25 protein-coding genes are annotated in these 21,158 nt (G+C 72.9%); 9 read left to right on the top strand and 16 right to left on the bottom strand.

The genetic code is table 11. The features are described from left to right. Positions 1-140 precede the first annotated feature (140 nt). Positions 141-557, top strand: coding sequence for a MarR family winged helix-turn-helix transcriptional regulator (locus tag LQ940_RS07260; protein WP_231242323.1), 417 nt, complete (start codon positions 141-143; stop codon positions 555-557). On the opposite strand, the gene LQ940_RS07255 is transcribed toward LQ940_RS07260, so the two are convergent. From LQ940_RS07255 to LQ940_RS07185, 15 genes are all read right to left on the bottom strand, one after another. Continuing rightward, entirely contained in the window at positions 539-1,318 is a 780-nt protein-coding gene (locus tag LQ940_RS07255; RefSeq protein ID WP_231242322.1) for a GNAT family N-acetyltransferase, read from the bottom strand. The genes LQ940_RS07260 and LQ940_RS07255 overlap by 19 nt on opposite strands. 1 nt (position 1,319) lies before the next feature. After that, the gene (gene rlmN / locus LQ940_RS07250; RefSeq protein WP_231242321.1) at positions 1,320-2,447 is read right to left on the bottom strand and encodes a 23S rRNA (adenine(2503)-C(2))-methyltransferase RlmN; all 1,128 of its coding nucleotides are present in this window, start codon (positions 2,445-2,447) and stop codon (positions 1,320-1,322) included. Positions 2,448-2,487: 40 nt separating this feature from the next. Next, on the bottom strand, positions 2,488-2,889 hold the full coding sequence (locus LQ940_RS07245; protein WP_231242320.1) for a hypothetical protein: 402 nt from the start codon (positions 2,887-2,889) through the stop codon (positions 2,488-2,490). Next, positions 2,886-3,287: a hypothetical protein gene (locus tag LQ940_RS07240; RefSeq protein WP_231242319.1), complete on the bottom strand. Its 402-nt coding sequence runs from the start codon at positions 3,285-3,287 to the stop codon at positions 2,886-2,888. The genes LQ940_RS07245 and LQ940_RS07240 overlap by 4 nt, the downstream gene beginning before the upstream one ends. A 36-nt stretch (positions 3,288-3,323) precedes the next feature. Then, positions 3,324-3,632 (bottom strand): hypothetical protein, encoded by a 309-nt coding sequence (locus tag LQ940_RS07235; protein WP_231242318.1) that lies wholly within the window; start codon positions 3,630-3,632, stop codon positions 3,324-3,326. Beyond that, a complete protein-coding gene (locus tag LQ940_RS07230; protein ID WP_231242317.1) occupies positions 3,629-5,206 on the bottom strand; it encodes a radical SAM protein in 1,578 nt (525 codons plus the stop codon). The genes LQ940_RS07235 and LQ940_RS07230 overlap by 4 nt, the downstream gene beginning before the upstream one ends. Beyond that, positions 5,203-5,988, bottom strand: a complete 786-nt coding sequence (locus tag LQ940_RS07225) for a prolipoprotein diacylglyceryl transferase (protein WP_231242316.1) — start codon at positions 5,986-5,988, stop codon at positions 5,203-5,205. The genes LQ940_RS07230 and LQ940_RS07225 overlap by 4 nt, the downstream gene beginning before the upstream one ends. Positions 5,989-5,990: 2 nt before the next feature. Beyond that, positions 5,991-6,299, bottom strand: coding sequence for a hypothetical protein (locus tag LQ940_RS07220; RefSeq protein WP_231242315.1), 309 nt, complete (start codon positions 6,297-6,299; stop codon positions 5,991-5,993). Positions 6,300-6,415: 116 nt separating this feature from the next. After that, positions 6,416-6,934 (bottom strand): histidine phosphatase family protein, encoded by a 519-nt coding sequence (locus tag LQ940_RS07215; protein WP_231242314.1) that lies wholly within the window; start codon positions 6,932-6,934, stop codon positions 6,416-6,418. Further along, positions 6,931-7,788, bottom strand: coding sequence for a phosphatidate cytidylyltransferase (locus LQ940_RS07210; protein WP_231242313.1), 858 nt, complete (start codon positions 7,786-7,788; stop codon positions 6,931-6,933). The genes LQ940_RS07215 and LQ940_RS07210 overlap by 4 nt, the downstream gene beginning before the upstream one ends. A gap of 38 nt (positions 7,789-7,826) precedes the next feature. Continuing rightward, positions 7,827-8,381, bottom strand: a complete 555-nt coding sequence (gene frr / locus LQ940_RS07205; protein ID WP_231242350.1) for a ribosome recycling factor — start codon at positions 8,379-8,381, stop codon at positions 7,827-7,829. A gap of 49 nt (positions 8,382-8,430) precedes the next feature. Beyond that, a complete protein-coding gene (pyrH, locus tag LQ940_RS07200; protein WP_231242312.1) occupies positions 8,431-9,144 on the bottom strand; it encodes a UMP kinase in 714 nt (237 codons plus the stop codon). A 120-nt stretch (positions 9,145-9,264) separates the two neighbouring features. Further along, entirely contained in the window at positions 9,265-10,077 is an 813-nt protein-coding gene (tsf, locus tag LQ940_RS07195) for a translation elongation factor Ts (RefSeq protein WP_231242311.1), read from the bottom strand. A 99-nt stretch (positions 10,078-10,176) separates the two neighbouring features. Further along, positions 10,177-11,223, bottom strand: a complete 1,047-nt coding sequence (gene rpsB / locus LQ940_RS07190; protein WP_231242310.1) for a 30S ribosomal protein S2 — start codon at positions 11,221-11,223, stop codon at positions 10,177-10,179. 272 nt (positions 11,224-11,495) lie between these two features. Further along, complete coding sequence (locus tag LQ940_RS07185) at positions 11,496-11,666, bottom strand: hypothetical protein (RefSeq protein WP_231242309.1); 171 nt, start codon at positions 11,664-11,666, stop codon at positions 11,496-11,498. 147 nt (positions 11,667-11,813) lie between these two features. Here LQ940_RS07185 and LQ940_RS07180 point away from each other — a divergent pair, with 147 nt between their 5' ends. From LQ940_RS07180 to LQ940_RS07150, 7 genes are all read left to right on the top strand, one after another. Beyond that, positions 11,814-14,702, top strand: coding sequence for a Na+/H+ antiporter subunit A (locus LQ940_RS07180; protein WP_231242308.1), 2,889 nt, complete (start codon positions 11,814-11,816; stop codon positions 14,700-14,702). Further along, positions 14,699-15,193 carry a Na(+)/H(+) antiporter subunit C gene (locus LQ940_RS07175; RefSeq protein WP_231242307.1) on the top strand — a complete coding sequence of 165 codons (495 nt, stop codon included), beginning with the start codon at positions 14,699-14,701 and terminating at the stop codon, positions 15,191-15,193. The genes LQ940_RS07180 and LQ940_RS07175 overlap by 4 nt, the downstream gene beginning before the upstream one ends. Further along, positions 15,190-16,881, top strand: a complete 1,692-nt coding sequence (locus LQ940_RS07170) for a Na+/H+ antiporter subunit D (protein WP_231242306.1) — start codon at positions 15,190-15,192, stop codon at positions 16,879-16,881. Before LQ940_RS07175 ends, LQ940_RS07170 begins: the two co-directional genes overlap by 4 nt. Beyond that, on the top strand, positions 16,878-17,438 hold the full coding sequence (locus LQ940_RS07165; protein ID WP_231242305.1) for a Na+/H+ antiporter subunit E: 561 nt from the start codon (positions 16,878-16,880) through the stop codon (positions 17,436-17,438). The genes LQ940_RS07170 and LQ940_RS07165 overlap by 4 nt, the downstream gene beginning before the upstream one ends. Further along, a complete protein-coding gene (locus tag LQ940_RS07160; RefSeq protein ID WP_231242304.1) occupies positions 17,435-17,725 on the top strand; it encodes a monovalent cation/H+ antiporter complex subunit F in 291 nt (96 codons plus the stop codon). Before LQ940_RS07165 ends, LQ940_RS07160 begins: the two co-directional genes overlap by 4 nt. Beyond that, on the top strand, positions 17,722-18,087 hold the full coding sequence (mnhG, locus tag LQ940_RS07155) for a monovalent cation/H(+) antiporter subunit G (protein ID WP_231242303.1): 366 nt from the start codon (positions 17,722-17,724) through the stop codon (positions 18,085-18,087). The genes LQ940_RS07160 and mnhG overlap by 4 nt, the downstream gene beginning before the upstream one ends. A gap of 110 nt (positions 18,088-18,197) precedes the next feature. Continuing rightward, entirely contained in the window at positions 18,198-18,830 is a 633-nt protein-coding gene (locus LQ940_RS07150; protein WP_231242302.1) for a M23 family metallopeptidase, read from the top strand. 2 nt (positions 18,831-18,832) lie between these two features. Here LQ940_RS07150 and LQ940_RS07145 read toward each other — a convergent pair whose 3' ends face one another. Further along, complete coding sequence (locus LQ940_RS07145; protein WP_231242349.1) at positions 18,833-19,732, bottom strand: tyrosine recombinase XerC; 900 nt, start codon at positions 19,730-19,732, stop codon at positions 18,833-18,835. Between the two features lie 173 nt (positions 19,733-19,905). Between LQ940_RS07145 and LQ940_RS07140 the strand changes: the two genes are divergently transcribed. Beyond that, positions 19,906-21,144, top strand: coding sequence for a D-arabinono-1,4-lactone oxidase (locus LQ940_RS07140; RefSeq protein WP_231242301.1), 1,239 nt, complete (start codon positions 19,906-19,908; stop codon positions 21,142-21,144). Positions 21,145-21,158 lie beyond the last annotated feature (14 nt).

The raw sequence follows: 21,158 nt of genomic DNA, 5'->3' as shown, positions 1-21,158 counted from the left end.
CCGGCGTCGTTGCGGGCGCACGTTCCAACGGAAATCGCAGTGGCTCTGCCTAGGATAGGGGTGATACGACCACGGTGCGGCGCCGTTCACCAGGTAGCCACGCGCGTCTCGTCGTCGCCCCCAGCCCGAAGGAGCAGGCCGTGACCGAAGGCCTCGCCACCGCTGCTCAGACCGGCAGCATCGCCGTGCAGCTGCGGCGGGCCGAGGCGGCCGTGCGCGAGCGGCTCCAGCCGGTCCTCGACGAGCACGGGCTGAGCCTGGAGCACTGGCGGATCCTGGCCGTCGTCGAGGACACGCCGGGCCTGGGCATGAGCGACGTCGGCGCCGAGGCCGTCGTCCCCGCGGCCAGCATGACCCGCCACATGGACAAGCTGGTGGAGCACGGGCTCGTCGTACGCCGCGTCGATCCCGCCGACCGCCGGCGCGCGGTCGTGGCGCTCTCGGCCCGGGGTCAGAGGCTCGCCGGGCGGCTGCGTCGCGCCGAGGGCGCCGTCGTGCTGCCCGAGGGGCCTCATCCGGCCGCCGTGGCCGCGGCGCCTCAGAGCGGCAGCAGGTAGGAGCGCTCCTGCCCGTAGGGCGCGAAGCCGGCCCGGCGCAGGATCGGGCCGGAGGTGGCGACCCGGCCCTTGACGAGCGCCATCGCCGCGCCCTGAGCGAGGGCGTAGCGAAGCCGCTCCGCGAGGACGGCACGGTAGACGCCGCGGCCGCGGGCCTCCTCGAGCACGGCGCCGCCCCACAGCCGGGCCACGTCGTCGACGACGCCGACGCCGCCGAAGCCGAGCGGACGGTCGTCGGCGTAGGCCACGACGATGCCGCCACCACCGGTCGCCACCGTCCTGCGGTCCCGCTCGAGCATGGCGGCCAGCTCGTCCTCGGGCGGCACGGCGCCGCCGAACACCTGGACCGAGACCTCCTCCGCGGCACGGACCACCTCGGCCTCGGTGGTCCAGCGAAGGCCGAGGTGCTCGGGCGCGCCGAGTTCGGGGGTGGCCGAGGCGAGGTCGAGGGCGAGGATGTCGAGGACCTCGTCGACCACGCCGCGGCGGGCCACGAGCAGGCTCTCGAGCCCGGGCTCCGCCCCGGCCCTGACCCACACGACCAGCCGGTCGGCGCCGAGCTCGCGGGCCTTCGCCGCCGCCTCGTCGAGCGCGGCCGCCGGATCACCGGTGGGCTCGAAGCGGACCAGCGACGCGGGATGCTCGAACCAGTCCGGGAAGCGGACCAGCAGGTAGTCGGCGGTCTCGACGGCGCTCGCCGAGTCGGGGACCCACACCCAGTCGCTGCTCGCCGCGGCGACCCGGTCCGGGCTCAGGGTCATGTCAGACCTCGACGGCGGCCAGCTGCCCGCAGGCTCCGTCGATCTCGCTGCCCCGGGTGTCGCGGACCGTGGTGGGGATGCCCTTCGCCTCGAGCCGGCGTACGAACTCGCGCTCGTCGGCGGGGTCGGAGGCGGTCCACTTCGAGCCGGGCGTCGGGTTGAGCGGGATCAGGTTCACGTGCACCCAGCCCCAGTCGCCGTAGGAGTTGAGGACGTCGGCGAGCAGGTCGGCGCGGTGGGCCTGGTCGTTGATGCCGCGCATCATGGCGTACTCGATCGACACCCGGCGCTTGGTCACCCGGGCGTAGTCCCAGGCGGCCTCCACGGTCTCGGCGACCGAGAAGCGGGTGTTGATCGGCACCAGCTCGTTGCGCAGCTCGTCGTCGGGGGCGTGCAGGCTCAGCGCCAGCGTGACCGGGATGCCCTCCTCGGTCAGCTGCCGGATCCGCGGCACCAGGCCGACCGTCGAGACCGTGATGCCGCGCGCGGACATGCCCAGGCCGTCGGGCGAGGGGTCGACGAGGCGGCGTACGGCGCCGATCACGGCCTTGTAGTTGGCCAGGGGCTCGCCCATGCCCATGAACACCACGTTGGAGACACGGCCGGGCCCGCCGGGCACCTCGCCGCGTGCGAGCGCGCGGGCGCCGGCGACGACCTGCTCGACGATCTCGGCGGTCGACATGTTGCGCTGCAGGCCGCCCTGACCGGTGGCGCAGAACGGGCAGGCCATGCCGCAGCCGGCCTGGCTGGACACGCACATGGTGACCCGGCCGGGGTAACGCATCAGGACCGACTCGACGAGGGCGCCGTCGAAGAGCCGCCACAGGGTCTTGCGGGTGGTCCCCTTGTCTGCCTCCATGGTGCGCAGCGGCGTCATCAGCGTCGGCAGCAGCGCCTCGACCAGCTCGGCGCGCTGGCCGGCGGGGAGGTCGGTCATCTGCTCGGGATCGTCGACCAGGCGGGAGAAGTAGTGCGTCGAGAGCTGCTTGGCGCGGAAGCCGGGCAGCCCCTTCTCCTCCAGGAGCGCCTTGCGCTCGGAGGCCGTGAGGTCGGCGAGGTGCCGCGGCGGCTTCTTGCGCCCACGGGGCTCGTCGAACACGAGGGGAAGGGTCTTGATCGGCTCGGACATCGGGCCCAGTCTCCCACCGGCGCGGGAGGGGGCGAAAACGTCAGCCCTCGCGGCTGATGAGCAGCCAGAGCACCAGCGCGGCGACCCCGCCCACCACGAGCAGCGTCGTCACCATCCCGACCAGCATGTAGCGCCCGAAGAGCCGGGTGCGCGGCGCCACCACCAGGCCGATCGGCACGGCCAGGGTGAGCACCACGAAGGGGAACAGGTCCTCCGCGGTGCCGGTGTCGAAGAACGCGCTGAGGAGGGCGGCGAACGTGCCGGGCACCACGATGATGAACGCCAGGCCCGTGAAGAAGCCCATGAGCGAGGTGAACGTCGGGTGGTCGCGGTGCCACCAGCTCGGCGGGTCGCCCTGCGGCTCGTGACGCTCCTCCTGGTGCCCGTCCGCATCGACCGGTGTGGGCTCACGGGGGTTGTCGAGGGGGTGTTGGGTGCTCATGCGGAACCGTCCAGACCGGTGATGATCGCGGCGCAGACCCCCGCGAGCGAGATGGTCGACACCGCGATGCCGATGATCAGGCCGACGCCCCACATGCGCGTCGGGCGGAAGAGCAGCATCGGGACGGGGCACAGGATCGGGACCAGCACCACCAGCCAGAAGAGGGTCTGGCCCGAGATCTCGGCGGAGCCGGCCTGGGTGGCCACCACCGCGAGCACCACGACCAGCAGCAAGACCCCGGCGAACAGGCCGATGCCGGCCCCCGCCAGCACCTGACCCCAGACCGGCAGCCCACCCGGCGGCCTCGGCTGCGGTGGTCCCCACGAGCTCGGTGGCCCCGGTGGCCCCCAGCCCCCGGGAGGTGTGCCGCCGTACGGCGGCGGGGGGTGTTGGCTCACCGTCTCACTCTAGGGCGCCGCGGGGCCGGAGCCGGGTCACCACACCCACCAGCCGAGCACGATCCCGACGACGCCGGCGGCGGCCAGTGCGGCGAGGTAGACCAGGACCAGGCGGGTGTCGCCGAGCTTGCAGCGCGAGCGCAGCAGCCCCGCGCGGCGGGCCTGCCAGTAGCCGGCGAAGCCGACCGCAGCGAACACCACGACCGCGACGGGTCCCAGCAGCCAGCCGAGGAGCGCGACCGTCGCGAACGTGCACAGCCGCAGCGGGTCCGGCGGTCCGGACGGGCCGCCCTGGCCGTCCGGCCCGACGCGCTGCGGCTCGACGAGCCGCGGGTCCCGGCTCACGCGCGCCCGCCGGTGGCGGTGGAGATGCGGGTGCGGCTCAGCGGCGCCCAGGCCTGGACCGCGCAGAACGGCGCGCACTGATGCCCGCCGGTCCCCTCGTTGACCGTCGCGACGTGCACGCAGCACTGCGTGAGCCGCTCCTCGATCATCGTGTCCATGTCCATGAACGGCTTGACCGTCACCCGCAGCACCCGCTCCCCCAGCATCTTGCGCAGCCGCTGGTGCTGTCCGGGCAGGCGACTGGCGGCCAGCGCCGTGAGGGTGCCGATGCCGAGGTCGCAGTTCTGGCAGATGTCGCGCCAGATGGTGCTCATGGACGGGTGCGAGAGCGACGACTGCTCCGAGAGCAGGTCGAGCAGCGAGCCCTTGACGACCTGGCGCATCGTGTCGGGGATGGTGTCGTCGGCGATCCGGTTGGCCAGCAGGTCCGGCTCGAGGTCGAGCCACTGCTTGAGCTTGTCGTGCCCGATCAGCTTCGTGAGCGAGCTCCACGTTCCGCTGTCGTCGCGCAGCAGATAGCCCACGGAGCAGCAGTGCGGGTGCGAGCACGGCAGCGCGGTCAGGTCGCGCCAGGTCACGACCCCCTGCGTCTGCTCCTCGAGCCGGGCCAGCACACCGGTGTGGGTCAGCCGCTGCATCGGGTCGATCGCCCCGGAGCGGCCGCTGCCGAACACCGGCTGGATGGTCACGCCGCCCACGTACGGCGTGTCCAGGGCGCGCTTGAGGACGTGGCCGATCTCGTCGTCGTTGACCCCGAGCGCCGCGGTCATGGTCAGCGTGGTGAAGACGCCGGCCGCCGAGAGCCGCTCGATTGCGCGCTCCTTGAAGCGGCGGATGTCGGCGCCGCGGTGGTACGTCGACGCCTCGGCCGAGCCGCCGTCGTACTGCAGGTAGACCTCGACCCGCTCCCGGTGCCGGGTCAGCAGCGCCAGCAGCTCGTCGTCCTGGGCCACCCGCAGGCCGTTGGTGTTGACCAGGACGCGTACGACGGGGCGCGCGGCCACCGCGTCGAGCAGCTCGGCGAGCTGGGGGTAGAGCGTCGGCTCGCCGCCCGAGAGCATGAGCACGTCGATGCGGCCGTTCTCGCGGGACAGGCGCGCGTCGATCGAGGCCAGCACCTGCTCGAGCGGGGCGACCGACGCGAGCGCCGGCGAGGACTCCGCGAAGCAGGTCGGGCACTTGAGGTTGCAGTGGTCGAGCAGGTCCTCGAGCAGGATGCAGGTGTGCTGGGTCTGCATCTCCGGCAGCCCGTCCTCGTAGGCCGACGGCACCGGCTTGAAGTTGCCGCGCAGGTCGGGCTCGTGGACCTTGGTCGGCGCGGTCCACTCCTCGAGGTAGCGCAGGATCTCGGGCGACTCGTCGTACATCGTGCGGACCAGCCCGTGGTCGGGGCAGCCCCGCTCGAGCCAGATCCGGTCGTCCCGCTCGACCAGCCAGCCGGACAGCCTCCGCACCTCGGCGAGCGGCCGGTCGGGGCGCTCCTCGTGGCACAGCGGGCAGAAGGCGTTGACGTAGCGGTGGATCCGGTCGCCGCGCAGCGGCATCCCGGGTCCTCTGGTGACCTGCGTGCTCACGCGTCGACCTGCTCTCGTGGTGCGGGTTGGAGCGCACCGCGGTAGGCACCGCGGCGCGCCTGGTAGGCGATGCGGAGCAGCACGAGCGGCACCGTCGCCATCAGGAACAGCTGGGGGCGGGTGAGCCCCGCCCAGGCGACCTCGTTTCCGCGGACGAGCTCGACGAGGAAGCGGAAGACGCCGTACGACGCGACGTACCAGACGAACGACTCCCCCGGCGGCAGCGCGCGGTGGCGCAGCCAGAGCCACAGCACCCCGAACGCGACCAGGTGGAAGACGATCTCGTAGACGAACGAGGGGTGCAGTCCCACGCCGGCCGGGGCGCCGGTGCGCTCGGCGGCCGCCGCGTCCAGGGTGATCCCCCAGCCGCCGGCGGTCGGGGTGCCCGGGGCCTCGGTGAGCAGGCAGCCGATGCGCCCGACGGCCATGCCGAGGGCGACGGCGGGGGCGAACAGGTCGCCGGTGCGCGCCCGGTAGCCGACCGCCCGCTTGGCGACGTGGACGCCCAGCCAGGCGCCCACCAGGCCGCCGAGGATCGAGCGGTTGCCGTAGAGCCACTGCTCGGCGAGCGAGGCGTTGGCGCGCAGGTCGACGTGCTGCATCCAGGTGCCCAGGCGCATGAAGACCGCCCCACCGACGACCGCGCCGAGGATGACGTAGGCCAGCCGCTCGTCGGTCTGGCCGCGGCGTCGCGCCTCCAGCGCGAACACCGCGCCCGCGGCGAGCACGCCGAGCAGCACGAAGAGCTCGTGGGCGGGGATCGGGCCCAGGGTCTCGTGCATGCTCAGAACGTCCCGGGGAAGAACATCGAGGCGCACACGCCGGCGCCGGCGATGAAGCCGATCGAGATGCCCATGAGGAAGCCGGCGCCCAGCTGACGGGTGCGGGGACGCAGGAGCAGCACGATGCCGACGACGACCGGCACCGCGGCTACCGCCAGCGCGAGGATCGCAGGCGCCTCGGAGTCGCTGCCGTAGGCGGCGCCGAAGCCCACGATGAGCGCCACCGCGATCCAGAGCCAGCAGGCCACCATGCCCAGCGCCAGGCCGCCGATGATCGGCAGGGCACGGATCTGGCTGGTGGGCGCGGTCATGGGCGTCAGCATGTCATCGCTCCCGCCCGGCGGGCGGCAGCCGGCCGCGGACCGGCTCAGGTGTTGCGCCATGCGGGGGCGGTGTCGGGGCGGTCGGGAAGGCCGGGCGGGCGCCACTATGCCGGGGGCACCACGAGCACGTCCGGCATCGCCAACGCGGCCCAGCGCACCAGGTCCGGCGGGGCGCCCGTCAGCCCGGCGACGACGAGGGTCCAGGCGGTGCCGTGGCCGACGAGCACGACGTCCTCGCCCGCGTGCACGTCCAGGATCCGCCGTACGGCGGTCAGGGTCCGGTCGCGGCAGGTGGCGAGCGGCTCCCAGCCCGGGTGCGCGGGCCGGTCGGGCTGGGCGAAGGCCAGACGGACCACGGCGTCGTGGTCGTCGAGCCAGTCGGTGCTGTCGCGGACCTGCTCGCGGAGGTCCTCGACGATGCCGACGTCGCCCTCGGTCAGGAGCTGGGCGGTGGCGACGGCCTTCGGCTCCGGGGAGCAGAACCACGCCGCGTCCTCGGGGAGCCGGCCGGACTCGCGCAGCGCCCAGACGTCGTCGAAGCCCGCGGGGTCCAGCTCCCACTCGGCCGCGGGCCGGGTGCGGTCGACCAGGGGCCGGCCGTGGCGGACCAGGTGCAGGGTCACGTGAAGACGAGGTAGTGCAGCAGCAGCCACACCGGTGCGACCGTCGCGAGCAGCGAGTCCAGGCGGTCCATCAGGCCGCCGTGGCCCGGGACGACCTGGCTCATGTCCTTGAGGCCGAGGTCGCGCTTGATGACCGACTCGCACAGGTCGCCCAGCGTGGCCATCACGGCGACGATGACGCCCAGGCAGGCGCCGACCCACCAGTCGCCGTCGAGGAGGTGGACGACCAGCAGGATGCCGGCTCCGACCGTGGCGGCCATCGAGCCGGCGAAGCCCTCCCACGACTTCTTGGGAGAGATCACCGGCGCCATCGGGTGCTTGCCGAACAGCACGCCGGCGATGTAGCCGCCGGTGTCGGAGCAGATCGTGACCAGGATGAACACCAGGATGCCGGCGACGCCGTCGTCGTCCAGCCCCCCGCCGCCCAGCCCGCCCTCGGCCAGCAGCAGCGCCACGAAGGAGCCGAGGAACGGCACGTAGACGAGCGTGAAGACCGAGGCCGTCGCGTTCTTGACGTAGCCGTCGATCCCGCGGCGCAGCAGCCACAGCATCGTGCCGAGGGCGGTGACCGCGGTGGCGGTGACCAGCGCCGGGGCGCCGTACAGGTAGGCGACCACGACCATGACCGCGCCGCCCACCATGAGCGGCTCCTCGGGGATGTCAATGCCCTTGGCCGAGAGCCCCCGGCGCAGCTCCCAGATCGCCACGACCACGGCGATCACGACGATCGCCATGAACGCCGGCTTCCAGAACAGCAGCGACAGCGCGATCGCCGCGAGCAGCACGACCGCGGAGCCCACGGCAGCCCTGAGGTCGCGCCCGGCGCGGCCGTGGTCCTTCTGCGGCGCAGGCATGGGCGAGGTGTCGGTCATGGAGTGGGGGCGGCGGGTCCTCAGACCTCGAGCAGCTCGGCTTCCTTGTTCTTGAGCATCTCGTCGATGGCGTCGGTGTGCTTCTTGGTGGCCCCGTCCAGACGCTTCTCGGCGCCGGTCACGTCGTCCTTGCCGACCTCGCCGTCCTTCTCGAGCTTCTCGAGGTTCTGCTTGGCGGTGCGGCGCAGGTTGCGGATCGCGACCCGGCCGTCCTCGGCCTTCGCCTTCGCGATCTTGATGTACTCCTTGCGGCGCTCCTCGGTCAGCTCGGGGAAGACGCAGCGCAGCATCTTCCCGTCGTTGGACGGGTTGACGCCCAGGTCGGAGTCGCGGATCGCGCGCTCGATGGCGGGCATCGCCCCGATGTCGAACGGCTGGATCAGGATGATGCGTGCCTCGGGGGCCGTGAACGACGCCAGCTGCTGCAGCGGGGTCTGGGTGCCGTAGTAGTCGACGGTGATCTTGCTGAACATGCTGGGCTGCGCCCGTCCGGCCCGGATCGCGGCGAACTCCTCGCGGGTGGCCTCGACGGACTTGTCCATCTTCGAGTCTGCCTCGGTGAGGATGTCGTTGATCACGTGGTGCTCCTAGCTGGTCGGGAGGGTGCTGCGCCGATCCGGCGACTCAGTCGCGCGAGACCGTGGTGCCGATCTTCTCACCGCTGACCGCCCGGCGGATGGTGCCGGGGGTCGAGAGGTTGAAGAAGACCATGTCGAGGTTGTTGTCGCGGGCCAGGCTCACCGACGTGGCGTCGGCCACCTTCAGGCCGCGCCCGAGGAACTCGTCGTAGGTGAGGGCGTCGAACTTCACGGCCTCGGCGTTCTGGTGGGGGTCGGAGTCGTAGACGCCGTCGACGCCCCGCTTGCCCATCAAGATGACCTCGCAACGGGTCTCGAGCGCGCGCTGGGCCGCCACGGTGTCGGTGGAGAAGAACGGCATGCCGGCGCCGGCGCCGAAGATGACCACGCGCCCCTTCTCCAGGTGGCGGATCGCGCGGCGCGGGATGTACGGCTCGGCGACCTGGCCCATGGTGATGGCGGTCTGCACGCGGGTCTCGACGCCGTGCTGCTCGACGAGGTCCTGCAGCGCCAGGCAGTTCATGACGGTGCCCAGCATGCCCATGTAGTCGGCGCGGGCACGTTCCATGCCGCGCTGCTGGAGCTCGGCGCCGCGGAAGAAGTTGCCCCCGCCGACGACGATGGCGACCTGGACCCCCGAGCGCGCCACGTCGGCGATCTCCTTGGCGATGGTGTTGATGACGTCGAGGTCGAGGCCGACCTGTCCGCCGCCGAACACCTCCCCGGAGAGCTTGAGGAGGACGCGCTTGTAGGCGGTCACACGAGTTCCCTTCGTACGTGGGTGGTGGTCGGGACGTGCGAGGAGACCGGTTCGATGCTCCATGTCTGGGTCATCGAACCGGCCTCCTCGTCGTCCAACGTCTGGTGCGAACCTACTGGGTCAGGCGCCGACCTCGAAACGGGCGAACCGCTTCAGGGTGGTGCCGGCCTCGTCGAGCACGGTCTTGACGTTCTTCTTGTTCTCCGTCACCGAGGGCTGCTCCAGCAGGACGACGTCCTTGAAGAAGCCGTTCAGCCGGCCCTCGGTGATCTTGGCGATCGCCTGCTCGGGCTTGCCCTCCTCGCGGGAGGTCGCCTCGGCGATCTCGCGCTCCTTGGCGACGACGTCCGCGGGGACCTCGTCGCGCGTGAGGTACTTCGGGCGCATCGCGGCGACCTGCATCGCGGCGGCCCGCGCGGCGTCGGCGTCACCGTCGTACTCGACCAGCACGCCGACGGCGGGCGGCAGGTCGGCGGCGCGCTTGTGCATGTAGACGACGGTCGGGCCCTCGAAGTAGGCGACCCGGCCGAGCTCGATCTTCTCGCCGATGGAGACCGCGAGGTCCTCGACCACCTCGCCGATGGTCTTGTCCCCGAGCTTCACGGCCTTGAGGGTCTCGGCGTCGCCGGCCTTGGCGGCGTCGGCGGCCTCGGCGATCTGCTGGGCGGCCTTGATGAACTGCTCGCCCTTCGCCACGAAGTCGGTCTCGCAGTTGAGCTCGACGAGGGCACCACCGGAGGTGGCGACCAGGCCGGCAGACGCCTCGCGCTCGGCGGCGCGCTCGGCCATCTTCTTGCCGCCCTTGATCCGGAGGATCTCGGCGGCCTTGTCGAAGTCGCCGTCGGCCTCGGTGAGGGCCTTCTTGCAGTCCATCATGCCGGCGCCGGTGAGCTCGCGGAGCTTCTTGACGTCGGCGGCGGAGATGTTCGCCATGGGTGTCTCCAGGGTTCTGGATCGGAAGTGTGGGGTGGTGGTGCCATCAACCGGCGCGGTGGCGCGTACGTCGTACGCGCCACCGCGGTCCGGAGACGGTCAGGCCGAGGCCTCGTCGGTCGCCGGCTCGGCGTCCTTCTCGGCGGCGGCGGTGTCGACCGACGCAGCCTCCGTGGCAGCGGCGTCCACGTCGGCGGCGACCTGCTCGGTCGTCGCCTCCGCGTCGCCGGCCGCGGGGGCGGGCGTCTCGTCGGCGGGCGCCTCGGTCGCGGCGTCGGCGACCTCGGCGGCGGCGGCGCCCTCGGTGGACGCACCCGTCGCCTCGGAGGCCGGGGCCTCGGCGTCGGCGGCGGTGGCCTTCTCGGCGGCCTTCTCGGCGTCACCCTCGAGGAGCTCGCGCTCCCAGTCGGCCAGCGGCTCGGCCGCGCCGGGAGCGGTGCTCTCGGACTTGGCGCCGGAGCGGGCGATGAGGCCCTCGGCCACGGCGTCGGCGACCACGCGGGTCAGCAGGCCGACCGCGCGGATGGCGTCGTCGTTGCCCGGGATCGGGAAGTCGACCAGGTCGGGGTCGCAGTTGGAGTCCAGGATGCCGATGATCGGGATCCGCAGCTTGCGGGCCTCCTCGACGGCGAGGTGCTCCTTGTTGGTGTCGACGATCCAGACCGCGTTGGGGGTCCGGCTCATCTCGCGGATGCCGCCGAGCGACTTGTTCAGCTTGTCGCGCTCGCGACGCATCTGCAGCAGCTCCTTCTTGGTGCGGCTGCTGCCGGCGACGTCGTCGAAGTCGACCTCGTCGAGCTCCTTGAGACGGTTGATCCGCTGGTGCACGGTCTGGAAGTTGGTGAGCATGCCGCCGAGCCAACGCTGGTTGACGTAGGGCATGCCGACGCGCGTCGCCTGCTCGGCGATGGCCTCCTGCGCCTGCTTCTTGGTGCCCACGAACATCACGGTGCCGCCGCGGGCGACGGTCTCCTTGACGAACGCGTACGAGCGGTCGATGTAGGCCAGCGACTGCTGCAGGTCGATGATGTAGATGCCGTTGCGCTCGGTCATGATGAAGCGCTTCATCTTGGGGTTCCAGCGACGGGTCTGGTGCCCGAAGTGGACGCCGCTCTCGAGGAGCTGGCGCATGGTGACAACTGCCATGATGGTTCGTATCTCCTGATTCGGAGCAGCGCCGTACGCACACCCTTGAGTCAGGGCGAGCCGGGGCTGGCTCCGGGTCGTTTTCAGTTCGTCCACGACCGGCGGGTGCCGCTCGTGCCTGACGCCCGCGCGCGGCCCGACCTGCTCGACCTGGTGGTCTCACGGGACTGAGGGCCGTCGCCCACGGGTGGTCGGAGCCCGGGGGCCCCGTCGTGGTCGGCGAGCGTGCGAATTTCGGAGCGCGATCGAGACCGCACGCCGATGTACCCAGCCTAGTCGAGCGCGGGCTCTCCCCGCGAATCCACCCGGCCCCGCGCGCACGAGGCGGCCCGCGCCTCCCGCACCCGTCTGATCCGGGCGCGGTCGTGGCGGGTCTGCCACACCTGGAGAGCGATCAGCGCCCACGCGATCACGGTCAGCACGATGCCGGCTGGTTCGCCCATGCCTCCATCGAACGGGCGCGGGTGGCGGCGCCCCATGGGGTCTACCACCCATCTTCGCGTCGAGAGCTCTCCTGGGCGCCGGTGACGAGCTCTCGCCTTGTAGAATCACGGTGATCCCCCGACGTTCGACAGCAAGGACCTTCGCCTGTGCTGGTGCTGATCGCCGCCGTGTTCACGGCGGCGGCGCTGTCGCCGTGGCTGGTGCTCCGCGCGGGTCCCCGTGGCTTCCTGCTCATCGCCCTCGTCCCGCTGGCCGGAGCCGCCTGGGTGGCCGCCCAGGGCCCCAGCATCGTCGACGGCGTCGCGCTCATGGAGGCTCACCCCTGGGTGGGCAGCATCGGCATCGACCTTGCCCTCACGCTGGGCCCGCTGCAATGGGTCATGGCGCTGATCGTCCTGGGCATCGGCGCCCTCGTCCTGGGCTACTGCGCGTGGTACTTCGGGGACTCCGACCCCGGCGTCCCCCGTTTCGCCGGCGTCCTGGTCGCCTTCGTCGGCGCGATGCTGGGCCTGGTGCTGGCCGACGACTTGCTCCTGCTCTACGTCTTCTGGGAGCTGACCACGGTCTTCTCCTTCCTCCTCATCGGCCACGACCCCGGTCGGCGCAGCAGCCGGCGCGCGGCGATCCAGGCGCTCATGGTCACCACGCTCGGCGGCCTGGTCCTCCTCGTCGGAGCGCTGATCGTCGGCGGGCAGGCCGGCACCTTCCGCATCTCCGAGATCCTGGCCGACCCGCCGACCGGGACGGCGGTGACCGTCGGCGTCCACCTGATGCTCGTCGGTGCGATCAGCAAGTCGGCCCTGCTCCCCTTCCACTTCTGGCTGCCGTCGGCCATGGCGGCGCCCACGCCGGTCAGCGCCTACCTGCACGCGGCCTCGATGGTGAAGGCCGGTGTCTACCTCGTCGCGCTGCTGGCGCCCGCGTTCGCGGGAGTGCCCGGGTGGCGGGCGGTGCTGCTGGTCCTGGGCGTCGCGACGATGCTGCTCGGCGGCGTCCGAGCGCTGCGCCAGCACGACCTCAAGCTGCTCCTGGCCTACGGCACCGTGAGCCAGCTCGGGCTCCTCGTCCTGGTGCTCGGCGTGGGCACCCGCAGCACGATGCTCGCCGGCCTCGCCCTGCTGGTGGCGCACGCACTGTTCAAGGCGACGCTGTTCCTCACCGTCGGGGTGATCGACCACAGCACCGGCACCCGCGACCTGCGCCGGCTGACGGGGCTCGGCCGCCGCCTGCCGGTCCTCGCGGTGGCCGCCACCGCGGCCGCCGCGTCGATGGCCGGCCTGCCGCCGCTGCTGGGCTACGTCGCGAAGGAGAGCGTGCTCACCGCCCTGCTCGACGTGGCCCACGACGGGGACGGCTCCGGCCTGAGCCACCTCAGCGGCTGGCTCCTCGTGTCCGCGGTCGTCCTCGGGTCGGCCCTCACGGCGGCGTACTCCGCCCGGTTCGTCTGGGGCGCCTTCGCCCGCCGCGAGGTCGAGGCGGCCCCGACAGCCCGGGCCGTCCCTGCCGTGGCCCCTGGCTTCGTCGCGGCGCCGGTCGTCCTGGCCGCGCTGTCGCTGGTCCTCGGCCTGCTCGGTGGACCACTGACGGCGGTGCTCGACGGCCAGGCCGACCTGCTGCCCCCCGGCGCCCACGAGCCGAAGCTCACCCTCTGGCACGGCGTCGGTCTGCCCCTGCTGCTCACCGCCGCGAGCCTCACGCTCGGCGCGCTGCTCTTCGTGCTCCGCGAGCCGGTGTCGCGCCTCCAGGCGCGCCTGGCCCACGACTGGAGCCTGGAGCGCAGCTACCGCGCCGGCATGCGCCTGCTGGACCGCTCCGCGGTGGAGATCACCGGTGTCCTGCAGCGCGGCTCGGCGGCCGCCTACCTCGCCGTCATCCTGCTGGTCGTGGTGGTGCTGCCCGGCTCGACGCTGCTGGACGGCCTCGGCGATCTGCGGGTCCGGGCGTGGGACACGCCGGTCCAGGCGGTCGTCGGCGTCGTGATCGTCGCCGCCGCGGTGATGACCACACGCTCGCGCCGCCGCCTCCGGGCGGTCCTGCTCGTCAGCGTCACCGGCTACGGCACCGCGCTGCTCTTCGTCCTCCACGGGGCGCCGGACCTCGCGCTGACCCAGGTGCTGGTCGAGACCCTCACCGTGGTCGTCTTCGTGCTGGCCCTGCGCCGCCTGCCGGAGTACTTCACCGACCGCCCCCTGAGCCGCCAGCGCTACTTCCGCGCCGCCCTCGGCCTCGCGGTGGGCGTCGTCACCGCCGGTTTCCTCCTCATGGCCGGGGCGGCCCGCACCGCCGACCCGGTCTCGGCCGCACTCCCTCAGGAGGCCCTCGACTACGGCGGCGGGAGCAACATCGTCAACGTCATCCTCGTCGACACCCGGGCCTGGGACACCCTGGGCGAGATCGCGGTCCTCGTGGCCGCCGCCACGGGCGTCGCCAGCCTGGTCTTCGTCAACGCGCGCGGGGCCGACATCCGACGCGTCCAGGACATCGCCTACCCGGCCGGCGTCCAGAAGATCGCGACCGGGCCCGGTCGCCGGGCCTGGCTGCCCGGGTCGCGCACGCTGGCGCCGGAGAAGCGCTCGATCATCTTCGAGGTGATCGTCCGGCTGATCTTCCACACGCTGGTCGTCATCTCGATCTACCTGCTCCTCGCCGGACACAACGCACCCGGCGGCGGCTTCGCGGCCGGCATGACCACCGGCCTGGCGCTGGTCGTGCGCTACCTGGCCGGCGGTCGTTACGAGCTCGACGAGGCGGCCCCCGTGGACGCCGGGCGGCTGATCGGGTCCGGTCTCGCGATCGCCGCACTCGCGGCGCTGCTCCCGCTGGCCGTCGGCGGCGAGGTGCTGCAGTCGGCCGTGGTCGACGTGCCGCTGCTGTTCCTGGGGGAGCTGCACCTGGTCACCTCGGTGCTGTTCGACGTCGGTGTCTACCTCGTCGTGGTCGGCCTGGTGCTCGATCTCCTGCGTGCCCTGGGCTCGCACATCGACCGTGACATCCGACGCGCCCGGCGCCAGCAGAAGGCGCAGGCCGCCGCATGAACGTCAACCTCACCCTGGTCCTCATCGCCGCCGCCCTCCTGGGCTGCGGTGTCTACCTCCTGCTCGAGCGCAGCCTCTCGCGGGTGCTGGTGGGGCTGGTCATGATCGGCAACGGCGTCAGCGTGGCGTTCCTGGTCGCCGGCGGGCCGGCCGGCCGCGCCCCGATCGTCGCGAAGGACGGTGACCTGAGCGGCCTGTCCGACCCACTGCCCCAGGCGATGGTGCTGACCGCGATCGTCATCACGCTGGCGACCACGGCGTTCGTGCTGGCGATGGCCTACCGCAGCTGGCAGCTCAACGGCCACGACGACGTGCAGGACGACGTCGAGGACGCCACGATCCGAAGACTGGCCGCCGGCGACGTCACCTCCGAGGCCTATGACGCGACCACGTCGGACTTCCCCGGCGACGACTCCAGCGGCGACCCCGGGCAGGGCCCCCTGGACGACCCGCTCGAGGCGGACGCGGCCGAGATCAGGAGGGCGACGTGAACGCCCTGGTCCCGCTTCCCGTGCTGCTCCCGATCCTGGGTGCCGGTGCGTCCCTGGCGCTGCTCCACCACCCGCGCCTGCAGCGCCGGCTCACCCTCCTGGTGCTGGGGGGCGTCGTAGCGACCGCCGCCGTGCTGCTCGTCCAGGCCGACCGCCACGGCCCCCAGACGATGTGGATCGGCGCCTGGCCGGAGACCCTCGGGATCGTCCTGGTGGCCGACCGGCTGGCGGCGCTGATGCTGCTCGTCAGCGCCCTGGTGACCCTGGCCGTGTTGGCGTACTCCGTGGGCCAGGGCATGACCGAGGACGAGGAGGGGGCGCCGATCTCGGTCTACCATCCGACGTTCCTCGTGCTCGTCGCCGGTGTGGCCAACGCCTTCCTCGCCGGCGACCTGTTCAACCTCTTCGTCAGCTTCGAGATGCTGCTGTTCGCCAGCTACGTCCTGCTGACGCTCGGCGGCACGGCGGCACGCATCCGCGCGGGCACCATCTACGTGCTCGTCAACCTGCTGTCCTCGACGCTGTTCCTGATCACCCTGGCGGTGACCTACGCCGCCACCGGCACGCTGACGCTGGCGCACCTCGCCGAGCGGCTGGCCGAGCTGCCCGACCACGTCTCGCTCATGATCCAGCTGCTGCTGATCACGACCTTCGCCATCAAGGCCGCCATCTTCCCGCTGTCCTTCTGGCTCCCCGACAGCTACCCGACGGCGCCGGCGCCGGTCACGGCGGTCTTCGCCGGACTGCTGACCAAGGTCGGCATCTACGCGATCCTGCGGGTGCAGACCCTGCTCTTCCCCGACAGCCCGCTGTCCGACCTGCTCCTGTGGGCGGCCCTGCTCACGATGCTGGTCGGGATCCTGGGTGCCGTCGCCCAGTCCGACATCAAGCGCATGCTGTCCTTCACGCTCGTCAGCCACATCGGCTACCTCGTGCTGGGGATCGCGCTCGCCAGCCGCCTGGGCACCTCCGGCACGATCTTCTACGTGGTGCACCACATCACCATCCAGACCGCCCTGTTCCTCGTCCTCGGCCTGGTCGAGCGCCGCGCCGGCAGCACCGCGCTGATGCGGATCGGCGGCCTGGCGCGCATCGCGCCCCTGCTCGCCGTCCTGTTCTTCGTCCCCGCGATGAACCTGGCGGGCATCCCGCCGTTCTCGGGCTTCATCGGCAAGGTCGGGCTGTTCCAGGCCGCGCAGCAGGACGCCGGCTGGCTGGCCTGGACGCTGGTGGCCGGCGGCGCGCTGACCAGCCTGCTGACGCTGTACGCCGTGGCCAAGACGTGGGCCGTCGCCTTCTGGCGGACCCCGCTGGAGGCCCACGAGGCGCTGGCGGCCATCGGCGGGGACGGCGAGCCGGTCCCGGGGCACGACACCGGCGCCGTGCACGAGCACCGCGGCCACGTCCACACCGCCGCCGGCACCGTCTCCAAGCAGGACATCGAGGAGGCCCGACGGCTCGGCGACGACGACCTGCCCGACCGGGACTTCCACACGCTCATCGAGGCTGGCGAGGACAGCCGCCACTCCCCGTGGGGCATGCTGCTCCCCGCCGCGGGGCTGGTCGCGATGAGTGTGGTGCTCACCGTGGTCGCCGGCCCGCTCTACGCGCTCTGCGACCGGGCCGCCGACGACCTCCATGATCGCGACCCGTACCTCTCCTCCGTGCTGACCGAGGAGCGGCGATGAGCCCGGTGACGCGCACGACGCGCGACGGCACGACGCGACCCGCCCGGCACCGGGCGGTGCAGCCGCTCGCGGTCCTCTGGCTCGTGCTGGTGTGGCTGGCGATGTGGGGAGAGGTGACGCCGCTGCTCCTGGTGGGCGGGGTGGTGGTGGCGGTGCTGGTGTGCGTCGTCTTCCCGCTGCCCCCGGTCGACCTGGTCTCCCGGGTGCGGCCGCTGCTCCTGCTCGCGTTGACCGCCCGGTTCCTGTTCGAGGTCGTGCGGGCCAGCGCCCAGGTCGCCGGCGTCGTCGTGCGTCGCCGCCCCGTGCGCAACGCCGTCGTCGCCGTGGACCTGCAGAGCGCCTCGGACTTCACGATGACGCTGGTGGCGGCGATGCTCTCCCTGATCCCGGGCTCGGTGGTCGTGGAGGCCCGTCGCTCCACCCACACGCTGTACCTGCACGTCCTCGACGTGCCCGACGCGGCGTCGGCCGAGGAGTTCCGTCGGACCGCCCTGGCGCTCGAGCAGCGGCTGCTGCGAGCCCTGCCGCCCCGCCCGGTCGAGGAGGTCACCGGATGACCACCGTCCTCGTGGTGGCGGGCGGGCTGCTGTTCGTCGCGTCCCTCCTGCTCCTGGTCCGGCTGACGATCGGCCCCACGATCCTCGACCGCAGCGTGGCCCTCGACGTGCTCGTCGCGGTCACCGTCAGCGCGGTCGGCCTGTACACCGCCCACACGGGCGTCACCTACGGGCTTGCGGTGGTCGTGGTCCTCGCGGGCTGCGGCTTCGTGGGTGCGGTGAGCGTCGCCCGCTACACCGGCCGCAGCAACGACCACCGGCGCGGCGACCGGGAGGGGGCCCCATGAGCTGGACCGACCTCGCCGACATCGCGGCCGCGGCGTGCCTGCTCCTCGGCGCCCTGCTCGCGCTGGTCGCCGCCATCGGCGTGCTGCGGATGCCCGACCTGCTCAGCCGCATGCACGCCGCGACCAAGCCGCAGGTGCTCGGCACCATGCTCGTGATGGCCGGCGTCGCCCTCCGCCTGAGGGAGCCCGCGGTCCTCGGGCTGCTCGGCCTGGTCGTGCTCCTGCAGATGGCCAGCAGCGTCGTGTCCAGCCACATGCTCGGCCGCGCCTCGTTCCGCGCCGGGCAGGTCCGCTACGACCTCCTGGTCGTCGACGAGCTCAGCGGGGACCTCGAGCACCAGGAGCCGCGCGGCGCCCCCTGAGGCACGGAACAGGCCTCGAGTCGTCCACAGGGGCGCTCCGCGCCGTCGCTGTCCCCAGGGCGACACCTGGACGGCACCCGAGGTCTCATTGCGCGCGCACCCTGGGCGGCATGCGTCGTCTCGCGTCCCTCGCCCCCTCCGTCGCCCTGAGCCTGGGCCTGCTCTGCGGCGCCCCGTCCAGCGCCGCCGCCGACGAGGAGCCGCGCGGCTCCTGGCCGCTGCGTCCCACCCCCGAGGTGGTCCAGCGCTTCGACCCGCCCGAGACGCCCTACGGCGCCGGCCACCGCGGCGTGGACCTCGCTGGCGCGGTGGGGCAGCCGGTGCGCTCTGCGCTGCCCGGCACGGTCCGCTATGCCGGGCGGCTCGCCGGTCGCGGCGTCGTGGTCGTCCGCCACGGCGCGACCCGCACCACCTACGAGCCGGTCACGTCCCGGGTCGAGGTCGGCCGGACGGTGGCCGCGGGCGAGGTGCTCGGCGCGCTGGAGCTCGCCGGCTCCCACTGCTTCCCCCGCGCCTGCCTGCACTGGGGCTGGATCCAGGGCGAGACCTACCTCGACCCGCTGCGCCTGGTCGGTGCCGGCCCGGTGCGGCTGCTCCCGCTGTGGAGCCTCTCCCCCGCGCCGGTGCGCGCGGCGGCGGCACTGCCGTACGCCGGGCTGCCGCTCTGGGTCGCCTGGCTCACCTCGCTGGGGCGCGCGGCCGGCCTGGGCGGCGACGCGATCACCGCCCACCCGCCGCCATGACGTCAGGCGCGCGGGTGCGCCTGCTGGTAGGCCCGGCGCAGCCGGTCGGTGGTCACGTGGGTGTAGAGCTGCGTGGTCGCCAAGGAGGCGTGGCCGAGCAGCTCCTGCACCGAGCGCAGGTCGGCGCCGCCCTCGAGCAGATGGGTCGCCGCGGTGTGGCGCAGCCCGTGCGGGCCGATGTCCGGCGCGCCCGGCACCGCCGCGATGCGCTGGTGCACCAGCGTGCGCACCGCCCGGGGGTCGATCCGCCGGCCACGGGCCCCCAGGAAGAGCGCCGGTCCCGAGCCGTCCACCAGCAGCGAGGGCCGGCCCTGGCGCAGCCAGAGCTCCAGCGCGCGCGCCGCCGGCCGCCCGAACGGCACCGATCGCTCCTTGCGGCCCTTGCCGAAGACCCGTACGACATTGCGGTCGCGGTCCACGTCGTCCAGGTCGAGGCCGACCAACTCACCGACCCGGATGCCGGTGGCGTAGAGCAGCTCCAGCATGGCCACGTCTCGCAGGCCGACCGGGCTGCCGTCGTCGGCGACCTCGGCGGCCGCGGCGATGAGGTCGCCGGCCTCGTCGGTGCGCAGCACCGGCGGCAGCGACTTGTGCGGCTTCGGCGAGCCCAGCGACGCGCCCGCGTCGGCGGGGGCGCGCCCCGTGCGCGCGAGCCAGGCCGTGAAGACCCGCGCGGCCGTGGCTCGCCGGGCCAGGGTCGTGCGCGACAGGCCCATCGTCTGCTGCTTGGCCAACCAGCTGCGCAGGGTGCGCAGGTCCAGCTCGTCGACACCGGTGCAGCCGAGCCGGGCCGCGTGGTCCAGCAGGCCGGCGATGTCGGCGACGTAGGCCCGCACCGTGTGCCGGGTGAGGTCGCGCTCGGAGACCAGGTGCCGCTCGTACTCCCCCAGCACGCGAGCCATCGGCTCCGGCAGCACGTCCGGCAGCACGTCCAGCGGGGCGGACTCGGTCGGGTCGGGCTCGGAGGTCACCCCACCAGCGTAGGGAGGCGCGGACCATGGGGCCGGCTGCCCACGCCGGGGCGCCCCGGAGCGCCAGACGGGGGGCACGTCCGTCCACAGGCGATGATGCAGGGGTGCTGACGAACTGGTCCGGAAACCACCGCTACGCGGCTGCCCGCCGGCACCGTCCGGCGACCGTCGAGGAGCTGCAGACGATCGTCGCGGGGGCCGACCGGGTCCACGCCCTCGGGTCGCGGCACTCGTTCACCGACGTCGCGGACACCCCCGGCGACCTGATCAGCACCGCCGGCCTGCCGGTGGAGGTCGAGATCGACGCCCACCGCCGCCAGGTGCGGGCCTCCGGTGGGGCCACGTACGGACGGCTCGCGGCCGAGCTGCAGGCCGAGGGCTGGGCCCTGGCGAGCATGGCCTCGCTCCCGCACATCTCGGTGGCGGGCGCGGTCGCCACGGGCACCCACGGCTCCGGCGACCGCAACGGCTCGCTGGCAGCGGCCGTCGCCGGGCTCGACCTGGTCGCGGCGGACGGGAGCCTGCGGCGCGTGCGACGCGGCGACCCCGACGCGGACGGGCAGGTGGTCGCCCTGGGCGCGCTGGGCGTGACCACCCACGTCACGCTGGACATCGAGCCGACCTACGAGGTCCGTCAGGACCTCTTCACCGGCCTGCCGTGGGACGTCGCGACCGAGCACCTCGACGCACTGACGGCGAGCGCCAGCAGCGTCAGCCTGTTCACCGACTGGGTCAGCGGCACCGTCGGGCAGGTCTGGCTGAAGAGCCGCGACACCACGCCTCCGCCCGACCTGTTCGGCGCACCCGCCGCGACGAGCACGCTGCACATGCTGGCCGGGGCCGACGCCGCCGCCGTCACCGAGCAGGGCGGCCGGCCGGGACCGTGGCATGAGCGACTGCCGCACTTCCGCATGGAGTTCACGCCGAGCCGGGGCGAGGAGCTGCAGAGCGAGTACCTGGTGCCGCGAGCCCACGCGGCCGCGGCGTTCGAGGCCCTCCGCTCGCTCGCCGGCACCTTCGCACCTCTCCTCCAGGTCAGCGAGGTCCGCACCGTCGCGGCGGACGAGCTCTGGCTCAGCGGCACCTACGGGACCGACGTGGTGGCACTGCACTTCACGTGGGTCCGCGACGTCGCGGCGGTGTACGACGTGCTGCCCGGCATCGAGGCCGCCCTGCTGCCGCTGGGTGCGCGGCCGCACTGGGGCAAGTGCTTCGCCGCCACCGCCTCCGAGCTGCGCCCGCTCTACCCGCGCTTCGACGACTTCCGCGAGCTCGCCCTCCGCTCGGACCCGGACGGGGTCTTCCGCAGCGACTTCCTCGCCCGCACGCTCGACCTGTCCTGAACTGCACTGAACTG

Origin of the sequence: Nocardioides sp. cx-173 (genome assembly GCF_021117365.1) — a bacterium.
Lineage (GTDB): Bacteria > Actinomycetota > Actinomycetes > Propionibacteriales > Nocardioidaceae > Nocardioides.
The sequence above is the reverse complement of the archived record's forward strand: the minus strand, read 5'-3'. Positions and strand labels throughout refer to the sequence as shown.

What these genes read in the sequence shown, in the direction of transcription:
- LQ940_RS07255 (WP_231242322.1), bottom strand. Translation starts at nt 1,318, where the DNA reads ATGACCCTGAGCCCGGACCGGGTCGCCGCGGCGAGCAGCGACTGGGTG.
- rlmN (WP_231242321.1), bottom strand. Translation starts at nt 2,447, where the DNA reads ATGTCCGAGCCGATCAAGACCCTTCCCCTCGTGTTCGACGAGCCCCGT.
- LQ940_RS07245 (WP_231242320.1), bottom strand. Translation starts at nt 2,889, where the DNA reads ATGAGCACCCAACACCCCCTCGACAACCCCCGTGAGCCCACACCGGTC.
- LQ940_RS07225 (WP_231242316.1), bottom strand. Translation starts at nt 5,988, where the DNA reads ATGCACGAGACCCTGGGCCCGATCCCCGCCCACGAGCTCTTCGTGCTG.
- LQ940_RS07220 (WP_231242315.1), bottom strand. Translation starts at nt 6,299, where the DNA reads ATGACCGCGCCCACCAGCCAGATCCGTGCCCTGCCGATCATCGGCGGC.
- LQ940_RS07210 (WP_231242313.1), bottom strand. Translation starts at nt 7,788, where the DNA reads ATGCCTGCGCCGCAGAAGGACCACGGCCGCGCCGGGCGCGACCTCAGG.
- tsf (WP_231242311.1), bottom strand. Translation starts at nt 10,077, where the DNA reads ATGGCGAACATCTCCGCCGCCGACGTCAAGAAGCTCCGCGAGCTCACC.
- rpsB (WP_231242310.1), bottom strand. Translation starts at nt 11,223, where the DNA reads ATGGCAGTTGTCACCATGCGCCAGCTCCTCGAGAGCGGCGTCCACTTC.
- LQ940_RS07185 (WP_231242309.1), bottom strand. Translation starts at nt 11,666, where the DNA reads ATGGGCGAACCAGCCGGCATCGTGCTGACCGTGATCGCGTGGGCGCTG.
- LQ940_RS07175 (WP_231242307.1), top strand. Translation starts at nt 14,699, where the DNA reads ATGAACGTCAACCTCACCCTGGTCCTCATCGCCGCCGCCCTCCTGGGC.
- LQ940_RS07165 (WP_231242305.1), top strand. Translation starts at nt 16,878, where the DNA reads ATGAGCCCGGTGACGCGCACGACGCGCGACGGCACGACGCGACCCGCC.
- LQ940_RS07160 (WP_231242304.1), top strand. Translation starts at nt 17,435, where the DNA reads ATGACCACCGTCCTCGTGGTGGCGGGCGGGCTGCTGTTCGTCGCGTCC.
- mnhG (WP_231242303.1), top strand. Translation starts at nt 17,722, where the DNA reads ATGAGCTGGACCGACCTCGCCGACATCGCGGCCGCGGCGTGCCTGCTC.
- LQ940_RS07150 (WP_231242302.1), top strand. Translation starts at nt 18,198, where the DNA reads ATGCGTCGTCTCGCGTCCCTCGCCCCCTCCGTCGCCCTGAGCCTGGGC.
- LQ940_RS07145 (WP_231242349.1), bottom strand. Translation starts at nt 19,732, where the DNA reads ATGGCTCGCGTGCTGGGGGAGTACGAGCGGCACCTGGTCTCCGAGCGC.